Here is a 22217-nt window from a genome sequence, read left to right on the forward strand (position 1 = left end):
TGGCGCGTTTAACGCGCCAAAGAACGTTTGAAGCGAGCTTCGAGTTTCGCCTGACCATATTCCAGAACGACGGACAGGGCCCAGTAGATCATCGATGCAGTTATGAGCATTTCGATGTGCCGGAACTCGGTCTGGCCCTGTGTGCGGGCAAGATACATGAGTTCCCATACGCCAATGACGGAGACCAGCGACGAGTCTTTCAGCATGGCGATGAACTGGTTGCCCGTTGGCGGAATGATGATGCGCATTGCCTGAGGAAGAATGACCAGCCACATTGTTTGCGACGGTCCGAGGCCCAAGGCCGCGGCCCCTTCCTGTTGTCCGCGTGGGATGCTTTCGATGCCGGCACGAAAGATTTCCGTCATGTAAGCGCCATAGCACAGGGACAGCGCCAGAATACCGGCGGGAATCGGCCCGATGACATAACCCACCTGCGGCAAGCCGAGGTAAATAATATAAATCTGCATCAGCAATGGCAGGCCGCGGAAGAGCGATGTGTAGAACGTCGCCAGGCCGTAGACCAGACCGTTCTTGGAGAGTTTGGCCACAGCGCCGATGAGCGCCAGAACGGTTGCGAAGAAGATGGAGGCGGTGGAAATATAAAGCGTCGTGACGACGCCCTGACTGATGAGAAATCCGATCTTTCTGGCGATGAATTCAAACGAGAGATTGAATGAATAAAAGAAGATCATCAGCAGCAGGAACAGTTCCGTCCAAATGGCGATGATCTGTGCCCAACGCGGAAAAAGTCTCAGAAAGCTCCAATTGGCGAAGATCACGAGACTGAGCAGAACAGAGGAAATCAATGTCGCCTTGGTGAAACCCGCCTTCGCGACCTTCGGGTCGATGCCAAGCAGGTTTGTTATGCCGGAAAACCGGACATTCATGAAACAGAAGAGCGCTGTCAGGATAACAAAAAACGCTACCTGAACAGTACGTTTGGCGGCCTCAGGCCGTGTCAGAAAAAACCTCCCGAGCATATTCTCTCCCCTGTCAGCTTGCTTTTCGCTCGGCAAGCCAATCCTGCATCTGCAATTTCCAATAGGTCAGCTGGGCAGCTGCGAGACCCGCTGCACCTCCGGCCCAGACGAGCCCGAACTTTTCGAAAAGCTTGTACCGGTCAGTTTGTCCGCAGATGGCTTCGGCTACGACCTTGCCGCCGATGGCGGTCGTGTTGAGGCCGTGGCCGCCAAATGCCGTGCAATACCAGGTGGCGCGATCCAGCTTGCCGATCTGTGGCATGAGATGTCTCGCATAGGACATCAGGCCGGACCATGCGAGTTCCGTCTTCAGCGAAGCAAGCTGAGGGTAGGTTCCCACCATTTCGGTGCGCAGTTCCCGGACGACACCGGGCGTATCGGCTGCCCGTGTCGTGATGCGCCCACCCCATAACAGCCTGCGGCCACCATCGATCACGCGATAATAGTCGCCCGCCCGTCGGTTATCACCGATCGCGGATGTGGTGCGGATTGCCGATGCAATGAGTTCCGGCGCTTCCTCACTCACCATCACATAGGTTGCGATGGGCAGGAAGGCCCGCTTGATCTGCCCGACCAGTCCGTCGGTGTAACCGCCAGTGGTTATCAGCACTGCGCCGGCTTTGACTTGTCCTTCGGCCGTCTTCACAAGCTTGCCATCACTATGGTCGAGCAATTGGACAACACGGCTATGCTCGAATATCCGCCCGCCAAGCCGCTCTATCTCTCGGCCGAGCGCCCGCAAATAATTCAACGGATGGATATGAAAGGCGTTCGGGTCGGTCACCGACTGGAAGTAACGTCTGGAATTAAGGATGTTGCGCGTTTCGGCTGTTGTGTGAAAGTCGATCTTGTAGCCATAGTCGCGGTAGAGTTCATCGGCGTAGTGTTTCAGGCTGTCGCCATCGTCATATCGGCGAACGCTCATAATGCCGGGTGATAGCTGGGCTTCCTCGATCTTCAGCGCGGCAATGTTCTGGCGAACGAACTCGACGCCTTCGATCGACATTTCGTGAAGCGTTTTGGCGGCAGCACTCCCGGCGCGGGCGGCAATCGCGTCGCCGCCAGTCGCGAAGCCGGGGCTGACAAATCCGCCGTTGCGCCCGGATGCGCCAAAGCCGATGCTTTCGGCTTCCAGGACAACAACCTTCTTGCCTGCATGTGACATCTGCAAAGCGGCCGACAATCCGGCAAGCCCGCCGCCAATCACCGCGACATCTGCTGTTATTTCGCGATCAAGCGTCGGACGCGCGAAGTCGTCTGCCTTGGTGCGGCTGTAATAAGTGACGGGATATGTCATGGTAACACCAAAATAAGCATATCGCATGAGCCATCGTTACGATGGCTCACGACAATATTGATGTAAAAGGCAGGTCAGTCGGCGCTATAGTCCTTGCCGTACCACTTTGCCGTGAGTGTCGCCAAAGTACCGTCGGACTTCATCTCCTTGATGATTTCGCCAATCTTGGCAGTCCAATCCGGGTCATTCTTTTCGGCAATAACGACGAGCGGTTCACGGAAGGCGTATTCGCCCTCAAGGATCTTTACAGGATAACCGTTCTTGATGGCATTCTGCGCTGTCTGCTCGGGTGCGACAATCGCATCGATACGAACGCCATCACCCAGTCTCAGATCGTCGAAAGGCAGCATGGAATCCGCGAAGGTACGAATTTCGCCCGGGTCAAGCTTATACTCGATCGGGGGAAGGCCGGGCGCGTCGATCTCCAGTTGGTGACGAGCATAATCTTCCGAAGTAGTTGCGGTCTCGACGCCGATAACCTTGCCTTTGAGGTCCGCGACCGACTTCGCTTCGCTGTCCTTGTGCACGACATAGACGTATGGGCTGTAATAATAGATGCCGGCAAAATCGATGACATTCGCGCGCGCTTTGGTCGGCGTGACCGATCCGACGCCGACGTCATAGCGCCCCTGCCAGCGCCCACCGGTCAGAGTTGCCCAGTCCGGGGTCTCGAAGGATACGGCGACGCCGAGACGCTTGCCAATCTCGTTGGCCACGTCGACGTCGAATCCTACGAGCTGGTTGGAATCATCCAGAAAGCTTTGGGGAGGCCAGCCTGCATTGGTTGCAACAACCATGGCCTTCTTTTCCATGACGCGATCCAGCGTCTCTCCCGCATGAGCCGCGAATCCTGTTGCCAGAATGGCGCCTGCAATGCCCATTATTGTTATGATTTTTCTCATCTTATCGAACCCCTCCACTGGTTGGATGGATGAGCATTGCATAAACGCGAGAGTGTCGGCTAGGTGGCTAGAAGAAACGAATTATGAAATTAGCGTATGATTATATGCTGCCCACGCAGGATTCCTGCTGAGGCAGGGCGAATTCGGGGCCTTCTTGCTCGAGGCCCCGATATGGCGAACGACGCCATCCGTCGTCGATTATTGATTGCGTACCGCCATCGCCGTGACTTCAACCCGCATCTCGGGCGTGGCAAGCCCCGCAACGCCAACGGCGCAACGAACCGGAAAAGGCTTTTTGAAAAAGCGCAGATAGACTTCGTTAAAGGCGGGGCGTTCGTTGATATCGGTCAGGTAGATCGTCAAGTGAATGACATTCGCCAGGCTGCTGCCCGCCTTTTCCAGCGATGTCTTGAGGCTGTTGAGCGTGCACTCGCTTTGAGCGGTTATATCGCCGGTTTCCATTGTCCCATCGGCCCGGATGGGAATGTGGGTGGTTACCAGAAAATTGCCGACACCTGCGACATCGGAAGAAATCTCGCTTTCGTCCGCGTCTTCGAGGAAGTAGGGCGCTGTGCTGTTTGTCATGGTCATTCTCCAGGAGGTATTCCAAAAGGGCGAAGCGGTTGTCGGACACATAGCCCATTAAAACAACCGGATAGAACATCATTATGTATAAAGGCGAACTGATCTTCCGTCTCTGAACATCGGAGCAATCGTTCCGTCCTCGCCTTGCTGCCGACTGCCATAACCGAGGTAGCAATAATGTGTACTGATCGGGCCGGGCAACCTATTGCGATGGTGGCCGGGCAGGTCTAAGAAACAGGTCGGAAGCGAGGAGGCTTCCCTCAAAGACGACCGGTTCCGGTCCGAAGGCAATCCATGACAGAAAAACATTCTCATCGCGGGCTCGTTGTTGCCGCGATTATGGCAAGCATGGCCATGATCGCCGTCGAGGCGACGATTGTATCGACCGCAATGCCGCAGATCGCTGCGCAGCTGGGCCAGCTCAATCTCTATTCCTGGGTTTTCTCATCCTTTCTTTTGACCCAGACGGCAACGACAGTCGTGTTCGGAAAACTGGCGGATATTTATGGTCGCAAGCCGGTGCTTCTTTTCGGCATCGCCCTGTTCCTGATCGCTTCGGTACTGGCCGGTTTCGCATGGTCAATGCCTTCGATGATTGTTTTCCGGTTATTGCAGGGCATCGGGGCAGGGGCGATCCAGCCAGCATCCATGACTGTTGTGGCAGACCTTTTTCCCGGAGCTCAGCGCAGCAAGGTTCAGGGATATCTTGCCAGCGTCTGGGCGTTGTCTGCGGTGGTTGGCCCGCTGCTTGGCAGTTTGATCATTCACAATCTCAGCTGGGCGTGGGTGTTCTGGATCAACGTGCCGGTCGGTATGCTGGCGGCGTCGGGCTTTCTTCTCTTCCTGCATGAGGAGAAACGCTCCAAACCCGTATCCGTCGATGTGCTTGGCGCAGCGCTTTTTGCCGTCTCGATTTCCTCGTTGATGATCGCGCTCACCCTGATGGAGAGCGCGGTTTCGCTGGAAGTGATTCTGGCTTTCATTCTCTTTGGCCTCTCGCTGATTGCCTTTATCTGGCAGGAGCGGCGCGCGAAGGAACCCATGGTCGCGCCCGGCTTGTGGCTGAAGCGCCCGATTGCATTCTCCAATCTGGCGGTTTTCCTGGCCAGCATGTCGATCATGGGGCTGACGACATTCCTGCCGATGTATGTGCAGACGGTTCTCGACCGTTCTCCGGTGGTTGCGGGCTTTGCCTTGACCATGCTGCTGCTTGGCTGGCCATGCGGAGCAACGATTGCTTCGCGGCAGTTTACGCGGTTCGGATTGCGGCCAATCATGATTATCGGGAGCATCTGCATTCCGCTAGGAACGTCTCTGCTCGTCATGCTGGACCCGTCAAGCTCAGCCACACTGGCGGGCGCCGGTTCGCTGATCATGGGATTCGGTATGGGTCTGCTCAATATCGGGGCGCTGATTCTGACGCAGGACAGCGTGAACTGGTCCGAGCGCGGCAGCGCCACTGCATCGAATGTCTTTTCGCGCAATCTGGGCAGTACGCTTGGGGCGGCCATTCTGGGGGCGGTGCTGACCTACGGTCTTGCCAACGCAAATCACGGTGTAGCGATTACGTCAGACCAGCTTCGGGACCTGCTGAATGGCGCCGAGATGCTGATTGATCGGCAGGAGCTTCGGCTGGCGCTCCAACATGCCCTTCACACAACTTTCATTGCGATGATGCTTATTGCCGTGCTCATCGTGCCAGCCTGCCTCTGTGTTCCAGCGGCTAAAAGGACTTACGAAGAAAACGTGGTTACGTAACACTTTGTGTTACTTCACAATCAAGGTTCAGCTCGCGGTCAGCATTCCACGGGCTGAACTCGTGACCACACGGCAACCGCACTGCTCCGGAGTAGTTCCTGCGGAATGTCAAATATGCTTGAAACGCAAAAATCCCGGACAAAGCCGGGATTTTGTTGCCTTTACTTACCGGAAAACTGGAGCGGGCGAAGGGATTCGAACCCTCGACCCCAACCTTGGCAAGGTTGTGCTCTACCCCTGAGCTACACCCGCTCGCGCCAGTCATTTCCGTCAGGCAGGCGGTATATGAACTAACGCTTCCGAGATTGCAACAGGGAAATTACAGGAAAATGTCGTTTCAACGAAATTAGCTGTCATGGTTTTGGTAACTAATTGTAAATATGAAATTATTTCAAAACGTAGAGCGTAGTTTCCGCTGTGATTTTCTCTCAAAACAACAAGGCAGGCGCGTACACGAATAAAGGAACCTAGGCTTCGCCAGGACGAGTCATACCGTCGCGCTGGATGGGAATAATCCCAATTTGTTTTGTCTGGTTTCTAAGCCTGCATCCATGGTTTATAAGCGCAGCTGTATGTCGTCGAAGCGTGAGGAGCGTGACGACATGCACGACATATTCAGTACCGAACAGAATGGGTGGATCATGCCTTTGTCGCCGAGCGAGCTACACGACTATCTTCAGAAACTCGGTATCGAAGTGAAGACTGTCGAACATCCTCCCTTGTTCACGGTCGCCGATTCCCAAAACCTGCGCGGTGAAATTCCCGGCGGTCATACCAAGAATCTTTTCCTGAAAGACAAGAAGGACAATTTTTTCCTCGTGACAGTCGAGGAAGATGCGACAGTCGACTTGAAGTCGATTCATCAGTTGATCGGTGCGGCAAGCCGGGTTTCGTTCGGCAAGCCGGAAAAGCTGATGGAATATCTAGGCGTGATCCCCGGTTCGGTCACAGTGTTCGGCGCGATCAACGATACCGAACATAATGTACAGATTATCCTCGACGCCGATCTGATGAAATACGATGTCATTAACGGGCATCCGCTGACCAACGAAGCGACAACTTCGATCAAGCGCGACGACCTTGTGGCTTTTCTCAAGTCCACGGGACACGAGCCGCGCATTCTTGCCGTTTCCGAGGGTGCGAAGGCGGACGCTTCGGTATAAACTGCTTTTCAACAGGGACGGCCTGCTCCGCGATGGGCGATTGAAGTGGAAAGCAGGAGCGCTAGGTTACGGTGCAACTTGCTGAAACGACCGTCTTGAAAATGGCTTTCGAAGATACGAACTGAATGAACGACGCCGGTTTGCATGCGGAATGGCAACGGCCGGAAAATACGAAGGAATTCCTTATGACCAGCCAGAATAATCCTTATGCAGGTGCAGGTGGCCAGATGACGGCGAATGTCTCTTTCGGTTCGACGCCGGCGGCTGCCGGGGGAACCGATCTCGTCAGGGACACGACAACGGCAGGCTTTCAGGCGGATGTAATTGCTGAATCCCGCAATCAGCCGGTGCTGGTGGATTTCTGGGCGCCGTGGTGCGGCCCCTGCAAGCAGTTGACTCCGATCATTGAAAAGGCGGTCCGCGAGGCTGGCGGCGCCGTCAAGCTGGTCAAGATGAATATCGACGATCATCCGGCAATCGCCGGCCAGTTGGGCATTCAGTCCATTCCGGCGGTAATCGCTTTCGTCAACGGTCAGCCGGTTGACGGTTTCATGGGGGCTGTGCCTGAATCGAAGGTGAAGGAGTTCATTGCCAAGATCGGCGGGCCGAGCGACGCGGAAACTGCGATTGCCGAGGCAATCACTGCGGCGAACGAGCTGGTCGAAGCTGGCGATTTTGTTCAGGCATCGGAGATATTTTCGTCCATCCTTCATGCGGTCCCGGGTAATGTCGATGCAGTTGTGGGCCTTGCGACCTGCCTTCTGGAATCTGGAGACGCGGAAAAGGCACGGGAGATTCTGGCCCAGATTCCGGCAGACAAGCAGAATGCGCCTGCCGTTCGAGCTTTGGAAGCACGTCTTGCGCTGGCTGATCAGGTCAAGCTCATCGGTGACCCGATTGAACTCGAGAAACGAATTCAGGCCGACCCGAAGGATTATCAGGCGCGGTTCGACCTTGCGCAGGTGCGCAACGCGCAGGGACGGCGTGAAGATGCGGCCAATGAGCTGCTTTTTATCATGAAAGCTGATCGCGAATGGAACGAGGACGGAGCACGCAAGCAGTTGCTCCAGTTTTTCGAGGCTTGGGGCAATGCCGATCCGGCAACGCTCGGTGCGCGGCGCAAGCTCTCGTCGCTTCTCTTTTCCTGATCGCGAGCGGTCTGGAGCATGGCGGCAAACTGTGCTTTGCGCGCCATGCGGATTCCAACTGTTAGGACACATGCTCCGTGAGTCCTAAAAGGAGGTTGCAATGCAGGTGGGCAATGCCCGTTACAGGACGGGCGCCGATATTCCTGAGACGGTGCCGGTTTTCCCGTTGAAGGGAGCGCTGCTTCTGCCCGGTGGCCAGCTTCCGCTCAATATTTTTGAGCCGCGCTATCTGGCGATGGTCGAGAATGCTCTGGCAGGCAAGCGCATCATCGGCATGATCCAGCCGAAAATCGACGGCGAGGATGACGAAGCGGTCGATGAGCTGGATGAAAGCCTTCGCCCGCAATTGAGTAGTGTCGGTTGCCTTGGCCGTATAACAACTTTTGCGGAAACGGGCGATGGCCGGTTGCTGATTACCCTTCAGGGCATCTGCCGTTTTCGTGTTCGTGAGGAAGTCAATTGCCGGCAGCCTTATCGGCAATGCCGCATCATGCCGTTTCTTGCGGATCTGGAGGAAGCCCGGGATTCATCAGAGATCGACCGTGAAGCCTTGCTGGGTGCGTTCCGCGACTATCTGGAAGCGCACAATCTGGAAGCTGATTGGGATAGTATCGCCCGGGCGAATAACGAAACCCTCGTCAATGCGCTTTCCATCATGTCGCCCTTCGGCCCGGCTGAAAAGCAGGCGCTTCTGGAAGCTCCCGATTTGAAGACGCGTGCCGCTACTTTGATCGCCATCACCGAAATGGTGCTGGCCCGGGTCAAGGACGACGATTTCGGATCGCGTTTACAGTAGATTTCAGGAATACGAACATGGACGACAAGACGGATACCGGCAATATAGACGTGCGCCTGTTGGAACTCCTGGTATGCCCGATAACCAAGGGCCCGCTTGAATATGACGCGGAACATGGTGAGCTGATCTCGCACAAGGCGAAGCTCGCCTATCCGGTTCGGGGCGGCATTCCCATCATGCTGCCATCCGAAGCGCGCAGTTTGACTGAGTGATTGCCAGGCTTTTCTGCAAGTTGCTTTGGGCGTCGACGCTGGGCCGCGTCTGCTATCCTGGCTGTTATATAATTTCCACACAAGCCACTATCTTTTTCATAAGTTTCAGCCATGCGCATTATTGCTTGTCGGACAACGGGGCTCTATAACCCTCGCGGAACTTGATAAAGATGATGGCGGACGGTGCTACGCTGTTCGTTATTGTCGTGAATTTGAACGCGGTATTCTCGAAAAAGCGGGTCTCCGTTTTGCGGAATATGCGAAATAAAACAGAGGCTTGGCATTATGGCATCCAGAAAACTCCTTCTCCTGCCCGGCGACGGCATCGGTCCAGAGGCGATGGCGGAAGTCCGCAAGATCATCGCTTTCCTCAACTCAGGCCTCAATCTCGGTTTCGAGACGGAAGAAGGTTTGGTTGGCGGTTCCGCCTATGATGCGCATGGCCAGGCGATTTCCGATGCGGATATGGAGAAGGCGCTGGCCGCCGATGCCGTGCTTTTCGGTGCCGTTGGCGGTCCGAAGTGGGACAGCGTGCCTTATGAAGTGCGCCCTGAAGCCGGTCTTCTGCGTCTGCGCAAGGACATGCAGCTTTATGCAAATCTGCGTCCGGCGATCTGCTATCCGGCGCTGGCCCATTCTTCCTCGCTGAAGCCGGAAGTTATTGAAGGTCTCGATATCCTCATCCTGCGCGAGCTGACTGGTGGCGTCTATTTCGGCGAGCCGAAGGAAATCATCGATCTGGGCAATGGCCAGAAGCGCGGCATCGATACGCAGGTCTACGACACTTACGAAATCGAACGCATCGCCGATGTCGCCTTCGAGCTGGCGCGCACGCGCCGCAACAAGGTCACGTCGATGGAAAAGCGCAACGTGATGAAGTCCGGCGTTCTGTGGAATCAGGTCGTGACCGCGCGTCACAAGGAAAAGCATGCCGACGTGGAACTGGAACATATGCTGGCCGACGCTGGCGGCATGCAGCTCGTCCGCTGGCCGAAGCAGTTCGACGTCATCGTCACGGACAACCTGTTCGGCGATATGCTGTCTGACGTGGCCGCGATGCTGACCGGCTCGCTCGGCATGCTGCCATCGGCTTCGCTCGGTGCGGTCGATTCCAAGACCGGCAAGCGCAAGGCGCTTTATGAGCCGGTCCACGGTTCGGCACCGGATATTGCCGGCAAGGGCGTCGCCAACCCGATTGCGATGATTGCTTCGCTTGCCATGTGCCTGCGTTATTCGTTCAACCTTGTTGACGAAGCCGACCGTCTGGAAGCAGCGATTGCACAGGTTCTCGATGACGGCCTGCGCACGGCCGATATCTGGTCGGAAGGCACGACCAAGGTCGGCACCGTCGAAATGGGCGACGCCATCCTCGACAAGTTCTCAAAGCTTTCCGCTGCCTAAGCAGGTCAGGATCGCTTGATATATGGCCCGTCATGCACTCCGCATGGCGGGCTTTTCTTTTTTGAATAAGTGCCCGATTTGAGGCTGTAAATTCGTGCTTCGCTGCATAAGAATAGCGGCATGTTGTTCACGCTCCCTGATCAAAACAAACTTTACGATGCACTCGTTGCCCGCGATGCCGCTTTTGAGGGCAGGGCCTATGTCGGCGTTATCTCGACCGGGATTTTCTGCCGCCTGACCTGTCCGGCGCGAAAACCGAAACAGGAAAACTGCCGCTTCTTCGCATCTGTTGCCGAATGCATGGCCGACGGGTTTCGGCCCTGCAAAAGATGCCATCCGTTACAGCCTGCTGCGGAAGCGGAACCTTCCGTCAGGAGACTTCTCGAAGCGCTTGAAGCCGACCCGCAGCGCCGCTGGAGCGAAGAGGATGTCGTTCGCATGGGGCTCGATCCTTCTACCGTCCGGCGCAGTTTCCGCCGCCATTTCGGAATGACGTTTCTGGAAATGGCGCGGCAGGAGCGCCTGCGGTACGGGTTTCAGGCGCTTGCCGATGGCGGGCGCGTGATTGATGCACAGATCGATGCCGGGTTCGAATCTCCCGAAGCTTTCCGCGGCGCCTTTGCGCGTATTCTTGGGCTTCCTCCCGGCAAATTGCGGGGCGATGGTTTGCTGCGCGCCGACTGGATCAAGTCACCGCTTGGCACGATGATCGCGATCTGCGATGCGCGAAACCTGCATCTCCTCGAATTTGTCGACCGCAAGGCGTTGCCAGCCGAACTGAAGAAGCTTTATGCCACTTGTCGCGGTGATCTGGGGATCGGTCGTTTCGATACGCATGATCTTGTCGAGCGACAGCTGAACGCCTTTTTCGAGGGCAATTCTCCGACGTTCGATCTGCCGCTGGTCCTGCATGGGAGTGCCTTTACGCAGCATGTCTGGCGCGAGCTCCAGAATATCCGGGCTGGGGAGACACGCAGCTATAGTGAACTCGCGCAGGCCATGGAAAAGCCGCTTGCCGTGCGTGCGGTGGCGCGGGCCAATGGCGCGAACCAGATTGCCATCATCATTCCGTGCCATCGCGTGATCGGTGCGGACGGATCGCTGACAGGCTATGGCGGCGGTCTCTGGCGTAAGCAGAAACTGATCGAGATCGAGGCGCAATATCGCTGAAAATCTAGACTGACCACGCAAAAACGCCGCCCTTAGGGAGCGGCGTTTCGCATTGCTGTTTGCAGGATCAGTCGAGCTTGTGCAGGTCGACGCCCTTGGTTTCCTTGACGAAGATCATGCCGATCACAAAGGTGACGGAGGCGATGATGATCGGATACCAGAGACCGTAATAGATGTCGCCCTTGGCAGCGCTGAGTGCGAACACGCCAGCCGGAAGCAGACCGCCAAACCAGCCATTGCCGATATGATATGGCAACGACACGCCGGTGTAGCGGATGCGTGTCGGGAACATCTCGACGAGGATCGCGGCAATCGGGCCATACACCATCGTCACATAGATGACGAGGATGGTCAGGATCGCGATTGTCAGAACCCAATTGACCTCTGCGGGGTCGGCAACCATCTTGAATGCACCAGCGCCCGGGATCGTGAAAACGGCCTGCGGTGTGCTGACACCGAGCCCGTCCGCCTCAGTCTGGGTCAGAAGCTTCTGCTTCACCAGATCGGCAGCCGGAACCATGGTCTTCTCGCCAGCGCGGATTGCTTCGGCATTCAGCTGAAGTTCCGGATTGGCGGCGACGAAAGCGTCGAGCTTGCTGTCCGGCACTTTCGCGGGATCGCGAACGAGCGGGAAGCCGGCCTTCTGCAAGGCAAGATTCACGTCATGCGACAGCGCCGACTGCTTGGTCGCAGCGTCTGCTCCAGCCTGAACAGCGTCGTAAGACGTGATCGTGCTGTCACCGAGCGTGATGGTTGCAGGCGTTCCCGCTGCTGCCGTCTGCACGATTTCATAAGGCACAGAGCTCTTGGCGAGGAAGCTTGTCGCGACATCGCAAGAGGTGGTGAACTTCGACGTGCCGGTGGCATTGAACTGGAAGTTACAATCGCCGGGCGCTGCTGTTACGGTTGCCTTGATCGTCTGTTCAGCCTGGGCCAGAGCCGGGTTTGCGGCATGGGTCAGCGCCTTGAACAGCGGGAAGTAGGTCACAGCCGCCAGAAGCAGGCCCGCCATGATGATCGGCTTGCGCCCGATCTTGTCCGACAACCAGCCCCAGAAAACGAAGAAGCCGGTGCCGATCAGAAGGGCAATGGCCACCATGATATTGGCCGACTGATTTTCCACCTTCAGAACGTTCTGCAGGAAGAACAGGGCGTAGAACTGACCGCAATACCAGACCACGGCCTGACCGGCGGTGAGGCCGAAAAGGGCGATGAGTGCGATCTTGGCGTTCTTCCATTGGCCGAATGCTTCGGAAAGCGGAGCCTTGGAGGTCTTGCCTTCTTCCTTCATGCGCTTGAAGGCGGGCGATTCGCTCATCTGCATGCGAATCCAGACGGAAATACCGAGCAGGACGATGGAGACGAGGAATGGAATGCGCCAGCCCCAGGCAGCGAAAGCTTCCTTGCTCATCACAGCCTGGATGCCGAGGATCACCAGCAGCGACAGGAACAGGCCGAGCGTTGCCGTGGTCTGGATCCATGACGTGAAGAAGCCTCGACGATTGTTCGGAGCATGTTCCGCAACATAAGTTGCAGCACCGCCATATTCACCGCCGAGTGCGAGACCCTGCAGCATGCGCAGGGCGATCAGGATGATCGGCGCGAAAATGCCGAGCGTGGCCGAGCCGGGCAGGATACCCACGAGGAACGTGGATGCGCCCATGATGACGATGGTCACAAGGAATGTGTATTTACGCCCGACGAGATCGCCGATGCGTCCGAAAACAAGGGCGCCGAAGGGGCGCACGAGGAAGCCTGCCGCGAAGGCAAGCAGAACGAAGATGTTTCGGGTTGCTTCCGGATATTCGTTGAAGAATGCCGCGCCGATAAAGGCCGCAAGCGTTCCGTAGAGATAGAAGTCGTACCATTCGAAGACGGTACCAAGCGATGACGCAAAGATCACCTTGCGTTCTTCGCTCGTCATTTTCTGTGTGCCGACATCAGCACTTGACGAGACTGCCATTAATCTGTCCTCCCAAACAGAGCCCCTGAGGGCAAATGTAAGACGATCCTTCTTCACCGGGTAAACGAAGTCCGCCTGATGCGCCGGGTACAGTTCCTCTCAACTGTCCGGGCACTCTCCTCACACTTGCATGATGAACCGAAAAAGGGGATTCGTGCAGTAGTCTTTAGTATGAGACAGAACTGACGGCTTGAAATACTAGGTAAAAATAATAAAGCGCCAAAAAATGCGCTCCCTGCGGGGTTGGAGAATTGACTCCTTCTATAAACCGCGTAAAAGCAGGGGCGAACGAAGGAGAACCGCGTGGATCGCGTCAACGTAGCGTCAGTTTCGCTTGGAACTGCCGGCATTTTTGCCGGGGCGGCGCGCATGCCTTCGATTTCCAAAACACTCACGGCCATTACTAAAACGACCACGAAAACGGTCTGATTCCCTTGGCCTGCTCGCCCTCTCCCCGGGTCTGGCCCGGGGGCGGAAGTCCCGCGTGGCCTGCGGGGTTCCGAATCTGGAAGCGGAGAGGGACAGGAGACGAAAAATGGGTTTCAAGGTTGCAGTTGTCGGCGCCACCGGAAATGTTGGGCGCGAAATGCTCAATATTCTGGAAGAACGCGGCTTTCCGGCTGACGAAGTTGTCGCGCTTGCATCGCGCCGCAGCCAGGGCACGGAAGTGTCCTATGGTGACCGCACGCTGAAGGTCAAGGCGCTCGACACGTATGACTTCTCCGATACGGACATCTGCCTGATGTCTGCCGGCGGCGAAATTTCCAAGGAATGGTCGCCCAAGATCGGCAAGCAGGGCTGTGTCGTCATCGACAATTCCTCGGCCTGGCGTTATGACGCCGAGGTGCCGCTGATCGTGCCGGAAGTGAACCCCGACGCAATCGAAGGCTTCCGCAAGAAGAATATCATTGCCAATCCGAACTGCTCGACCGCCCAGCTCGTCGTGGCTTTGAAGCCGCTGCACGATGTCGCCAAGATCAAGCGCGTCGTCGTGTCGACCTATCAATCGGTGTCGGGTGCGGGCAAGGAGGGCATGGATGAGCTGTTCGAGCAGTCCCGCGCTGTTTTTGTCGCCGATCCTGTCACGGCGAAGAAGTTCACCAAGCGCATCGCGTTCAACGTGATCCCGCATATCGATGTCTTCATGGAAGACGGCTACACCAAGGAAGAATGGAAGATGGTGGCCGAAACCAAGAAGATGCTCGATCCGAAGATCAAGCTGACCGCAACCGCCGTTCGCGTTCCGGTCTTCATTGGTCACTCCGAAGCCGTCAATATCGAATTCGAGAAGCCGATTACGCCGGAAGAAGCACGTGAAATCCTGCGCGAAGCCCCGGGCTGTCAGGTTGTCGACAAGCACGAAAATGGCGGCTACATCACGCCTTATGAATCCGCTGGCGAAGACGCGACCTATATCAGCCGTATCCGCGAGGACATCACGGTCGAGAACGGTCTGGCAATGTGGGTTGTTTCCGACAACCTGCGCAAGGGCGCTGCTCTCAACACGATCCAGATTGCCGAACTGCTGGTGGCGCGCGGCCTCATCAAGCCGAAGGCACTTGCTGCCTGATCTGCTTTCTCAGCACCGATATTGAAAAGCGCCGGGAAACCGGCGCTTTTTTGTTAGCGGGATATGCTATTGGCGAGATTGCCGCGTATGTCGAGCAAGCGCGTGCGCAAGTCCTGCAACTCATCGATAGGCTGACCCAGTGCGCAGAACACCTGCTCGGGGATGTTCTCGGCCTCGTTGCGCAACTCCCGGCCCGCATCCGTCAATGTAATGCGCACCTGCCGCTCGTCCTGTGGGTCGCGCCGTCGTGCAATGCGTCCGGCGGCTTCAAGGCGTTTCAGCAGCGGGGTCAAGGTGCCTGAATCCAGATTGAGTTTTGCGCCGATCTCCGAGACAGTCCGGTCGTCCTGTTCCCACAGCACGATCATCACCAGAAACTGCGGATAGGTGAGGTCGAGTTTGCTCAGAATTGGTTGATAGGCACGCGTCAGCGCATTCGCGGTCGAATAGATCGCAAAGCAGACCATATTGGAAAGGGCGAGGTTGGAATCCTGTTCGTCGCGCTTCATCGTGATGACTCCTTGGCAAATATATACATCATGCGCAATTGAATTGGGCGTCACATAATCGTGATATTATATTTTGCAAAATTAGATTGTGCACAATTTAATAATCTGCAAGCTTGGCTGCGAATACCAGCCAAAGGAGAAACTCGAATGCCTATTCTGTACACAACCCAATCCACAGCAACCGGCGGCCGTACCGGCAGCGCCAAGACTGCTGACGGGCGCCTCAGCGTCGTTCTCGACACGCCGAAGGAACTCGGAGGTTCGGGCGGTAAGGGCACCAATCCAGAACAGCTTTTTGCCTCCGGCTATGCGGCGTGTTTTCTGGGTGCGTTGAAATTCGTTGCGGCCAAGGAGAAAGTCAACATTTCGGCTGATAGCACCGTAACCGCGACTGTGGGTATCGGCCCACGTGAAGATGGTACGGGCTTTGGCCTCGATGTGGCGCTGCAAGTAGCGCTTCCCGGCGTGGAGAAGGCTAAGGCTGAAGAACTTGTTCAGGCAGCACACATCGTCTGCCCGTACTCTCACGCAACACGCGGCAACATCGATGTCCGCCTGAGCGTGGCTTAACGAAGAAACACAAAGGCGCCCCAAAGAGGGCGCCTTATATTTTATGATATCTTCCGATTTTTATAGGAGGATATATTGATGATTAATTCGCCGAATATTCACGAACTCCGCTCCACTTGTGAAAGAATGGAAGCGCGCTACCTCACAAATCCAGCAATAGATGCTTCATATCGCAGGCTTGCAGATCGCTTTGCCGCCGACCTTCCAGATGAACGAGACCTCTTGCTCAGCCGGTGCGCTTCGCTCATGGGGATCAAATTCTTGAAGGAAGATGGAGCGCTTTAGGGCGCTCCTAGAAACGGCGGGCAGCTACTCTGCCTGCGCCTCGATATTTTCCATATCGTCATCGGACAGGCCGAAATGATGGCCGATCTCGTGAATCAGAACATGGGTGATGATATCGCCCAGCACTTCTTCATGCTCGGACCAGTAGTCGAGGATCGCGCGACGATAAAGCGTGATGCGGTTCGGGCCTTCGCCGGTCTGCAGGCTGAAACGTTCGCCGATGCCGCGGCCTTCAAAAAGGCCGAGGAGGTCGAACGGCGTTTCCAGTCCCATATCCTCGATGATCTGATCATCAGGAAAATCCGCAATCTGGATGATGATGTCGCCGCACAACGCACGAAACTCCTGCGGCAGGTGTGCAAGAGCTTCAATCGCGATGGATTCGATTTCGTCCAGCGAGGGCGAGAGACGTCCCGCCCAGTCGCCGCTTTGATCTTCTCGGGCCATTCCAGCCAATCGTGTCCTATTCACTTGTGCAGGCCGCCAGACCTGCAACCGAGCATTCTGGCGGGCATTCTGGCCGAGTATATATAGTACATGCCGTCATTATGCCCAGGGACGCAGTTCAGCGCGCTTGACCTCGAATGCGTCGATGCTGCCAGCCTTTTCCATGGTCAGGCCGATGTCGTCGAGACCGTTGAGCAGACAATGGCGCTTGAAATCGTCGAGGTCGAAGGAAATCGTGCCGCCATCCGGGCCGTGAATTTCCTTGGCTTCGAGATCGATGGTGAGGGTTGCATTGGCGCCGCGCGAAGCGTCGTCCATCAGTTTGTCCAGGTCTTCCTGGGCAACCTTGATCGGCAGGATGCCATTCTTGAAGCAGTTATTGTAGAAAATGTCGGCGAAAGAGGTTGAGATCACGCAGCGGATGCCGAAATCGAGCAGGGCCCATGGCGCATGCTCGCGCGAGGAACCGCAGCCGAAATTGTCGCCAGCAACGAGGATCTGCGCGTTGCGGTAGCCCGGCTTGTTCAGGACGAAATCCGGGTTTTCCGTACCGTCTTCGTTGAAGCGCATTTCGGCGAAAAGACCCTTGCTCAGACCCGTGCGCTTGATCGTCTTCAGATAATCCTTCGGAATGATCATGTCCGTATCGATGTTGACGATCGGCAGGGGGGCGGCGACGCCTGTGAGCTTGGTGAACTTATCCATGTCCTGAACCTGTCGGTTGGGAATTTGCAATTTGCAAACTGGTTTACATCAGCTTGACGGAGAGTCAACGTTTGAGGCCGAAACTGCCCAATAGGTCGCAACTCCCGACCTGTTTCGCGAATTATCCGGCGTGCTTGCAAGCGCGCCGGATAGTCCGGGTTTCGGCTTATGCGCATAATCCTGTCTGTAAATCGCGTCAAGTTTTCCGGATCATGCGCCTGAGGTGCGTCCTGCGCAATTATGAAACTTTAAGCGCGATGCCGCCGGTTTCGCTGCCGGTCAGTCGGCGCGATTTGCCGTCGGTGCCGACAACAGCCGTGACGCGCCTGCGCAGCATCAAAAGGTTGGGCGAAACCGCCACATCGATAGCCGGATCGAACTGGAGCGTGATGCGCCACAGTTCAGGCTTGATCGTTTCCTCGACCGCGATAATACGGGCGTCGAACGGCGTGGTGTGAAACATGCCGGTGATGCGCTGGCCGACGCGGTAAAGCGCGGTGTCGTCCTGAACGGGTGCGGCTTCCACGTTGCTGCCATTGGCGGCAAGCGTGTTCCAGTCGCGTGTGCCGGACTGGCGCGCCACAAGGTCGAGCGCCTTGCCATGGCTGATGGCGATGCCTTCCTCGCTCAAAGCCTGCCGCAGGCGGCGGGCCTGATGCTTGAAGTCAGCGTTATTGGTCCCAGCGATGATAGCTGTGGTCATTGTTTTCGCTCCTGTGTGTGAGCGGCGTTTTCATGAACGGGTGCCCGCATTGCCGTTTCTGCCGTCACCGGAACAAAAACGAAATTTCAGAATGCTTTACCGTGGCTTGGAAGCTGCGGGCGGCAGGTGCACTCAACCGAAGGCCGGAAAATAAGCAGCCACGCCGTGGATTTCAAGTCCCGTCTCCGGCGAGGCTTATGGGGATCATATCGAATGCTTCGGGACCTTGCGCGTTCACACGGTTCGGTGCACAAATCGGGGCATGAAAACCATTGTTCGTCCTCGCCGTTCCGTCCTCTTCGTTCCTGCCGCCAATGCTCGCGCTCTGGAGAAGTCGCTGACGCTGTCGGCGGATTGCGTGATCTATGATCTGGAAGATTCCGTCGCGCCGGAGGCAAAGGTTTTGGCGCGGGATGCACTGGCGGCGCATTTTGCAACCCATCCGAAAGCAGGTTTCGAGCGGATCGTGCGGGTGAACACGGCAGAAACGCAGTGGGGCAAGGACGATGTGGCGGCGGCTGCGAAGATGGGCGCGGATGCGATCCTTTTACCCAAGGTTGAGCGCCCGCAGGACATTATCGACGCGGCCAACCGGCTTGATCGCCAGGATGCCGATCCGGCAGTTGGCGTATGGGCGATGATCGAGACACCACGAGGCATTCTCAATGCCGACGAAATCGCGGTTCTTGGGCATCGTTCGGCGGTGCGGCTCGCCTGTTTTGTCGTCGGGCCGAACGATATTGCGCGGGAAACGGGCGTTCGTCCGCAACCGGGGCGGCCTTATCTCGTCCCATGGCTGATGCAGATCATTCTTGCGGCGCGCGCTGGCGGGATCACCGTTCTCGACGGTGTTTATAATGATTTTCGCGATAGCGTGGGTTTCGAGGCAGAATGCGCGCAAGGTGCCGCCATGGGTTTTGACGGCAAGACGCTCATTCATCCGGCCCAGATCGAAGCGGCCAATCGGGCGTTTTCGCCGGCCGAGGATGAAGTGGCTCATGCGCGCAGTGTCGTTGAAATCTTTGCCCGCCCTGAAAATGCCGATAAGGGGGTCGTTTCTCTGGATGGACAGATGGTCGAACGGCTCCATCTCGAGATGGCCGAGCGACTGCTCGCGAAGGCGGGCGTAAAGTTATAACAGAGGAAGTAACAACATGAAGTTATATCGTTTCATTACAGGTCCGGACGATTCCGCATTCTGCCATCGCGTCACGGCGGCCCTCAACAAGGGCTGGCAGCTCTATGGCTCGCCGACCTATGCCTTCAACGCAGCAACGGGCGTCATGCATTGCGGCCAGCCGGTGGTGAAGGAAGTCGACGGCGTCGATTACACGCCGGACATCAAGCTCGGCGAGTACTGATGGCCGTGCGCCGCATCGTCGCCAATATTGCAGCCGGTGATCCGGCTGCGGCAAAGCGCTTCTACGGCGACTTGCTGGGCCTTGATGTGGCGATGGATTTCGGCTGGATCGTCACCTATGCCACCGATGCTGCGGCGCAGGTACAGGTAAGCATCATGAGCGAAGGTGGGGCGGGCACGCCGGTACCCGATCTTTCCATTGAGGTCGATGATGTCGATGCCGTGCTGGAGCACGCGATCGCGCTCGGATTTCCCGTGGAATACGGTCCGGTTAATGAGGAATGGGGCGTGCGCCGTTTCTACACGCGTGACCCTTACGGTCGGCTCGTGAATATTCTGACCCATAGAAACTGAAAAGGCCGGTTTCCCGGCCTTTTTGGCTTTAATTCAATCCACGCTTCTCAATCATCGCGTCCGGTGTCGGCATCTTGCCGCGGAAGGCCTTGTAAAGCTCTTCCGGATCGCGGCTTCCGCCAGCGGCATAGATATGCTGCTTCAGCTTGGCCGCCAGTTCGGGGTTGAAGGCGTCGCCGGTTTCTTCAAAGGCCGAAAAAGCGTCCGCATCCAGCACCTCAGACCACATATAAGAATAGTAACCTGCGGAATATCCATCGCCGGAGAAGACATGGGTGAAATGCGGCGTGCGATGGCGCATGATGATGGCATCCGGCATCGAAAGCTTTTCCAGCGTCTTCACCTCGAAGGCAAGCGGATCGGCGATCTTTTCCGTGCCGGTGTGGAATGCCATGTCCACCAGCGCGGATGAAGTAAACTCGACCGTGTTGAAGCCCGCATTGAAAGTGCGCGCTGCCAGCACCTTGTCCAAAAGTGCTTTCGGCATGGCCTCGCCGGTGCGGTAATGCACGGCGTATTTTTCGAGGACGGCCGGAACGGTCAGCCAGTGTTCGTAAAGCTGCGATGGAAGTTCGACGAAATCGCGCGAGACGGCGGTGCCCGAAACGGCTGGCCATGTCACATCCGACAGCAGGCCATGCAGCGCGTGGCCGAATTCGTGGAACAATGTACGCGCATCATCAAGTGAGAGCAGGGCAGGTTCACCAGCTTTGGGCTTCGCAAAATTCATCACATTGTAGATGATCGGCTTCTGCCCGCCGTCGAGCTTGTGGCTCGATTGCAGCGAACTCATCCATGCGCCCGAACGCTTCGAGGTGCGGGCGAAATAATCGCCGAGGAAAAGGCCGCGTTCGCTGCCATCGGGATTGAAGACCTGAAACACCCGCACGTCCGGATGCCATGCGGGGATGCCCGTCTTTTCCTCGAAGCGGATGCCGAACAGGCGGCCTGCGACGTCGAAAGCGGCTTCGATGATTTTTTCAAGCTGCAGATAAGGTTTCAGTTCCGCTTCATCGAAGGCAAAGCGTTCTGCGCGCAGCTTTTCCGCATAGAAGCGCCAGTCCCATGGCGCGACCTTGTGGTTGCCGCCATCGCCTGCGATCAGCCGTTCCAGTTCTGTTTCCTCTTCTGCCGCCTTGGCACGTGCCTTGTCCCAGACCGGTTCCAGCAGGTCCATGACTGCCTTGGGCGTCTTGGCCATGGTGTCATCGAGCTTGTAGGCCGCAAAGTTGGCGTAGCCGAGCAGATGCGCCTTGCGCTCGCGCAGTTCCACCATTTCGCGCACGATCTCGCGATTGTCGCTCTCGCCGCCATTTTCACCGCGCTTTGCCCAGGCATTGAATGCCTGTTCGCGCAAGGTGCGATTCTGCGAGAAGGAAAGGAACGGCTCGACAATCGAGCGCGACAGCGTGACGGCCCATGCATCCGGCTTTCCGCGTTCGGCGGCGGCACTCTGCATGGCGTTCTTTAGAAAGTCCGGCAGGCCGGCGAGGTGGGCTTCATCGGTGATAAACAGCGCCCAGCCGGATTCGTCCTTCAGCACGTTCTGGCCAAAACGGGCGCCCAGCCCGGCGAGCTTTTCATTGATGCCTGCAAGTTCCGTCTTGCCCGCTTCATCGAGCTTCGCACCCGACCGGACAAAACCCTTCCATGTCTTTTCAAGGACGCGTTTTGTCTCGGTGTCGAGATCCAGCATGTCGCGGTTCTCATACAGTGCATCGATGCGGGCGAAAAGCGCCGGGTCCATCATGATGCGAGAATAATGACGCGACATTTTCGGCGCGATCTCGCGCTCCAGCGCCTGGATCGTGTCGTTGCTGTGCGCCCCGGCGCGCAGCCAGAAAATAGCCGATACGCGGTCGAGCGCCTTGCCCGTCAGCTGCAGGGCTTTGAGCGTGTTTTCGATGGTCGCTTCATCGGTCGCGCTGGTGATAGCTTCCACTTCCGCGAGGTCCGCGGCCAGTGCCGCGTCGAAGGCAGGCGCAAAATCTTCGTCCTTGAATGCGGTGAAATCCGGCAGGCCCAGCGGTCCGCTCCATTCAGTCAGCGCGTGATTGTGTGCGGGCTTGTCGGACATGATGAGACTCCGGTTCAGATGGCATTAATATGCTCAGACTTAGGCGTTGCTTTGCAGGCAGGCAAGGGGCCTCTGAGCCCTCTGAAGGTGGCTTTCGGGAAAAAGCGTTCGACAGTGACTTGCAGGGCTTGACTTTATTGGCGACCAAGCGCACATCACGCCCGCAGCCGAATTCCTGCGGCAGCATTTTCAACCGGAGTTTTATTCTCTTATGCCAAGCGACAGTCACAGTCGATTGTTTCAGCCGTCAAGGCAGTTCGTG

The 22217-nt window shown here is 56.8% G+C and carries 23 protein-coding genes and 1 tRNA gene; 13 read left to right on the forward strand and 11 right to left on the reverse strand.

Annotated features, from left to right (window positions below; translation table 11 throughout):
• Positions 1–8: 8 nt before the first annotated feature.
• From J9800_RS00205 to J9800_RS00220, 4 genes are all read right to left on the reverse strand, one after another.
• Positions 9–980, reverse strand: a complete 972-nt coding sequence (locus tag J9800_RS00205) for an amino acid ABC transporter permease (RefSeq protein WP_114215211.1) — start codon at positions 978–980, stop codon at positions 9–11.
• Between the two features lie 13 nt (positions 981–993).
• Positions 994–2277: an NAD(P)/FAD-dependent oxidoreductase gene (locus tag J9800_RS00210; RefSeq protein ID WP_114215242.1), complete on the reverse strand. Its 1284-nt coding sequence runs from the start codon at positions 2275–2277 to the stop codon at positions 994–996.
• 74 nt (positions 2278–2351) lie between these two features.
• Positions 2352–3179, reverse strand: a complete 828-nt coding sequence (locus J9800_RS00215) for a transporter substrate-binding domain-containing protein (protein ID WP_502696709.1) — start codon at positions 3177–3179, stop codon at positions 2352–2354.
• Positions 3180–3377: 198 nt separating this feature from the next.
• Complete coding sequence (locus J9800_RS00220) at positions 3378–3764, reverse strand: RidA family protein (protein ID WP_114215210.1); 387 nt, start codon at positions 3762–3764, stop codon at positions 3378–3380.
• 294 nt (positions 3765–4058) lie between these two features.
• Between J9800_RS00220 and J9800_RS00225 the strand changes: the two genes are divergently transcribed.
• A complete protein-coding gene (locus J9800_RS00225) occupies positions 4059–5522 on the forward strand; it encodes an MDR family MFS transporter (RefSeq protein ID WP_114215209.1) in 1464 nt (487 codons plus the stop codon).
• A 177-nt stretch (positions 5523–5699) separates the two neighbouring features.
• On the opposite strand, the gene J9800_RS00230 is transcribed toward J9800_RS00225, so the two are convergent.
• Positions 5700–5774, reverse strand: a tRNA-Gly gene (locus tag J9800_RS00230).
• A gap of 389 nt (positions 5775–6163) precedes the next feature.
• Here J9800_RS00230 and J9800_RS00235 point away from each other — a divergent pair.
• The 6 genes from J9800_RS00235 to J9800_RS00260 all read left to right on the forward strand — a co-directional run bounded on the left by J9800_RS00235 (position 6164) and on the right by J9800_RS00260 (position 11412).
• Complete coding sequence (locus tag J9800_RS00235; protein ID WP_210845650.1) at positions 6164–6685, forward strand: prolyl-tRNA synthetase associated domain-containing protein; 522 nt, start codon at positions 6164–6166, stop codon at positions 6683–6685.
• Positions 6686–6870: 185 nt separating this feature from the next.
• Positions 6871–7833: a thioredoxin gene (trxA, locus tag J9800_RS00240; RefSeq protein WP_112588684.1), complete on the forward strand. Its 963-nt coding sequence runs from the start codon at positions 6871–6873 to the stop codon at positions 7831–7833.
• A gap of 100 nt (positions 7834–7933) precedes the next feature.
• Positions 7934–8629: an LON peptidase substrate-binding domain-containing protein gene (locus J9800_RS00245; protein ID WP_114215208.1), complete on the forward strand. Its 696-nt coding sequence runs from the start codon at positions 7934–7936 to the stop codon at positions 8627–8629.
• Between the two features lie 17 nt (positions 8630–8646).
• On the forward strand, positions 8647–8841 hold the full coding sequence (locus J9800_RS00250; RefSeq protein WP_112588688.1) for a Trm112 family protein: 195 nt from the start codon (positions 8647–8649) through the stop codon (positions 8839–8841).
• A 285-nt stretch (positions 8842–9126) separates the two neighbouring features.
• On the forward strand, positions 9127–10242 hold the full coding sequence (leuB, locus tag J9800_RS00255; RefSeq protein ID WP_210845373.1) for a 3-isopropylmalate dehydrogenase: 1116 nt from the start codon (positions 9127–9129) through the stop codon (positions 10240–10242).
• Positions 10243–10362: 120 nt separating this feature from the next.
• Positions 10363–11412 (forward strand): bifunctional transcriptional activator/DNA repair enzyme AdaA, encoded by a 1050-nt coding sequence (locus J9800_RS00260; protein ID WP_114215206.1) that lies wholly within the window; start codon positions 10363–10365, stop codon positions 11410–11412.
• Between the two features lie 67 nt (positions 11413–11479).
• Here the strand turns inward: J9800_RS00260 and J9800_RS00265 are convergent, their stop codons facing one another.
• Positions 11480–13375 carry an MFS transporter gene (locus J9800_RS00265; protein WP_210845374.1) on the reverse strand — a complete coding sequence of 632 codons (1896 nt, stop codon included), beginning with the start codon at positions 13373–13375 and terminating at the stop codon, positions 11480–11482.
• A 535-nt stretch (positions 13376–13910) separates the two neighbouring features.
• On the opposite strand from J9800_RS00265, the gene J9800_RS00270 reads away from it, so the two are divergent.
• Positions 13911–14945 carry an aspartate-semialdehyde dehydrogenase gene (locus J9800_RS00270; protein WP_114215204.1) on the forward strand — a complete coding sequence of 345 codons (1035 nt, stop codon included), beginning with the start codon at positions 13911–13913 and terminating at the stop codon, positions 14943–14945.
• 53 nt (positions 14946–14998) lie between these two features.
• Here the strand turns inward: J9800_RS00270 and ohrR are convergent, their stop codons facing one another.
• Complete coding sequence (ohrR, locus tag J9800_RS00275) at positions 14999–15454, reverse strand: transcriptional regulator OhrR (RefSeq protein ID WP_114215203.1); 456 nt, start codon at positions 15452–15454, stop codon at positions 14999–15001.
• Between the two features lie 147 nt (positions 15455–15601).
• Between ohrR and J9800_RS00280 the strand changes: the two genes are divergently transcribed.
• Together J9800_RS00280 and J9800_RS00285 are read left to right on the forward strand one after the other, a co-directional pair.
• Positions 15602–16024: an organic hydroperoxide resistance protein gene (locus tag J9800_RS00280; RefSeq protein ID WP_114215202.1), complete on the forward strand. Its 423-nt coding sequence runs from the start codon at positions 15602–15604 to the stop codon at positions 16022–16024.
• A 75-nt stretch (positions 16025–16099) separates the two neighbouring features.
• Entirely contained in the window at positions 16100–16309 is a 210-nt protein-coding gene (locus J9800_RS00285; protein WP_502710098.1) for a hypothetical protein, read from the forward strand.
• A gap of 24 nt (positions 16310–16333) precedes the next feature.
• Here the strand turns inward: J9800_RS00285 and J9800_RS00290 are convergent, their stop codons facing one another.
• The 3 genes from J9800_RS00290 to J9800_RS00300 form a co-directional block, all read right to left on the reverse strand.
• Entirely contained in the window at positions 16334–16756 is a 423-nt protein-coding gene (locus tag J9800_RS00290; protein ID WP_006472228.1) for a metallopeptidase family protein, read from the reverse strand.
• Between the two features lie 99 nt (positions 16757–16855).
• Positions 16856–17461 carry a 3-isopropylmalate dehydratase small subunit gene (leuD, locus tag J9800_RS00295; protein ID WP_112588707.1) on the reverse strand — a complete coding sequence of 202 codons (606 nt, stop codon included), beginning with the start codon at positions 17459–17461 and terminating at the stop codon, positions 16856–16858.
• Between the two features lie 238 nt (positions 17462–17699).
• Entirely contained in the window at positions 17700–18164 is a 465-nt protein-coding gene (locus J9800_RS00300) for a glyoxalase superfamily protein (RefSeq protein ID WP_210845375.1), read from the reverse strand.
• A 262-nt stretch (positions 18165–18426) separates the two neighbouring features.
• Between J9800_RS00300 and J9800_RS00305 the strand changes: the two genes are divergently transcribed.
• From J9800_RS00305 to J9800_RS00315, 3 genes are read left to right on the forward strand one after another with little or no spacing between them, the layout of a single operon-like run.
• Positions 18427–19302 carry an HpcH/HpaI aldolase/citrate lyase family protein gene (locus tag J9800_RS00305; protein ID WP_114215201.1) on the forward strand — a complete coding sequence of 292 codons (876 nt, stop codon included), beginning with the start codon at positions 18427–18429 and terminating at the stop codon, positions 19300–19302.
• 16 nt (positions 19303–19318) lie between these two features.
• Positions 19319–19525: a DUF1737 domain-containing protein gene (locus tag J9800_RS00310; protein WP_002965766.1), complete on the forward strand. Its 207-nt coding sequence runs from the start codon at positions 19319–19321 to the stop codon at positions 19523–19525.
• Positions 19525–19878 (forward strand): VOC family protein, encoded by a 354-nt coding sequence (locus J9800_RS00315; protein ID WP_114215200.1) that lies wholly within the window; start codon positions 19525–19527, stop codon positions 19876–19878. The genes J9800_RS00310 and J9800_RS00315 overlap by 1 nt, the downstream gene beginning before the upstream one ends.
• 28 nt (positions 19879–19906) lie before the next feature.
• On the opposite strand, the gene J9800_RS00320 is transcribed toward J9800_RS00315, so the two are convergent.
• Positions 19907–21955 (reverse strand): M3 family metallopeptidase, encoded by a 2049-nt coding sequence (locus J9800_RS00320; protein WP_114215199.1) that lies wholly within the window; start codon positions 21953–21955, stop codon positions 19907–19909.
• Between the last annotated feature and the right edge of the window lie 262 nt (positions 21956–22217).

Origin of the sequence: Ochrobactrum sp. AP1BH01-1 (assembly GCF_018066705.1) — a bacterium.
Lineage (GTDB): Bacteria > Pseudomonadota > Alphaproteobacteria > Rhizobiales > Rhizobiaceae > Brucella.

Coding starts and splice junctions, on each gene's coding strand:
- J9800_RS00225 (WP_114215209.1), top strand. CDS start 4,059: ATGACAGAAAAACATTCTCATCGCGGGCTCGTTGTTGCCGCGATTATG.
- J9800_RS00300 (WP_210845375.1), bottom strand. CDS start 18,164: ATGACCACAGCTATCATCGCTGGGACCAATAACGCTGACTTCAAGCAT.
- leuB (WP_210845373.1), top strand. CDS start 9,127: ATGGCATCCAGAAAACTCCTTCTCCTGCCCGGCGACGGCATCGGTCCA.
- J9800_RS00305 (WP_114215201.1), top strand. CDS start 18,427: ATGAAAACCATTGTTCGTCCTCGCCGTTCCGTCCTCTTCGTTCCTGCC.
- ohrR (WP_114215203.1), bottom strand. CDS start 15,454: ATGAAGCGCGACGAACAGGATTCCAACCTCGCCCTTTCCAATATGGTC.
- J9800_RS00220 (WP_114215210.1), bottom strand. CDS start 3,764: ATGACAAACAGCACAGCGCCCTACTTCCTCGAAGACGCGGACGAAAGC.
- J9800_RS00290 (WP_006472228.1), bottom strand. CDS start 16,756: ATGGCCCGAGAAGATCAAAGCGGCGACTGGGCGGGACGTCTCTCGCCC.
- trxA (WP_112588684.1), top strand. CDS start 6,871: ATGACCAGCCAGAATAATCCTTATGCAGGTGCAGGTGGCCAGATGACG.
- J9800_RS00235 (WP_210845650.1), top strand. CDS start 6,164: ATGCCTTTGTCGCCGAGCGAGCTACACGACTATCTTCAGAAACTCGGT.
- J9800_RS00215 (WP_502696709.1), bottom strand. CDS start 3,179: ATGAGAAAAATCATAACAATAATGGGCATTGCAGGCGCCATTCTGGCA.
- leuD (WP_112588707.1), bottom strand. CDS start 17,461: ATGGATAAGTTCACCAAGCTCACAGGCGTCGCCGCCCCCCTGCCGATC.
- J9800_RS00310 (WP_002965766.1), top strand. CDS start 19,319: ATGAAGTTATATCGTTTCATTACAGGTCCGGACGATTCCGCATTCTGC.
- J9800_RS00250 (WP_112588688.1), top strand. CDS start 8,647: ATGGACGACAAGACGGATACCGGCAATATAGACGTGCGCCTGTTGGAA.
- J9800_RS00315 (WP_114215200.1), top strand. CDS start 19,525: ATGGCCGTGCGCCGCATCGTCGCCAATATTGCAGCCGGTGATCCGGCT.
- J9800_RS00260 (WP_114215206.1), top strand. CDS start 10,363: ATGTTGTTCACGCTCCCTGATCAAAACAAACTTTACGATGCACTCGTT.
- J9800_RS00205 (WP_114215211.1), bottom strand. CDS start 980: ATGCTCGGGAGGTTTTTTCTGACACGGCCTGAGGCCGCCAAACGTACT.
- J9800_RS00265 (WP_210845374.1), bottom strand. CDS start 13,375: ATGGCAGTCTCGTCAAGTGCTGATGTCGGCACACAGAAAATGACGAGC.
- J9800_RS00280 (WP_114215202.1), top strand. CDS start 15,602: ATGCCTATTCTGTACACAACCCAATCCACAGCAACCGGCGGCCGTACC.
- J9800_RS00210 (WP_114215242.1), bottom strand. CDS start 2,277: ATGACATATCCCGTCACTTATTACAGCCGCACCAAGGCAGACGACTTC.
- J9800_RS00245 (WP_114215208.1), top strand. CDS start 7,934: ATGCAGGTGGGCAATGCCCGTTACAGGACGGGCGCCGATATTCCTGAG.
- J9800_RS00270 (WP_114215204.1), top strand. CDS start 13,911: ATGGGTTTCAAGGTTGCAGTTGTCGGCGCCACCGGAAATGTTGGGCGC.
- J9800_RS00320 (WP_114215199.1), bottom strand. CDS start 21,955: ATGTCCGACAAGCCCGCACACAATCACGCGCTGACTGAATGGAGCGGA.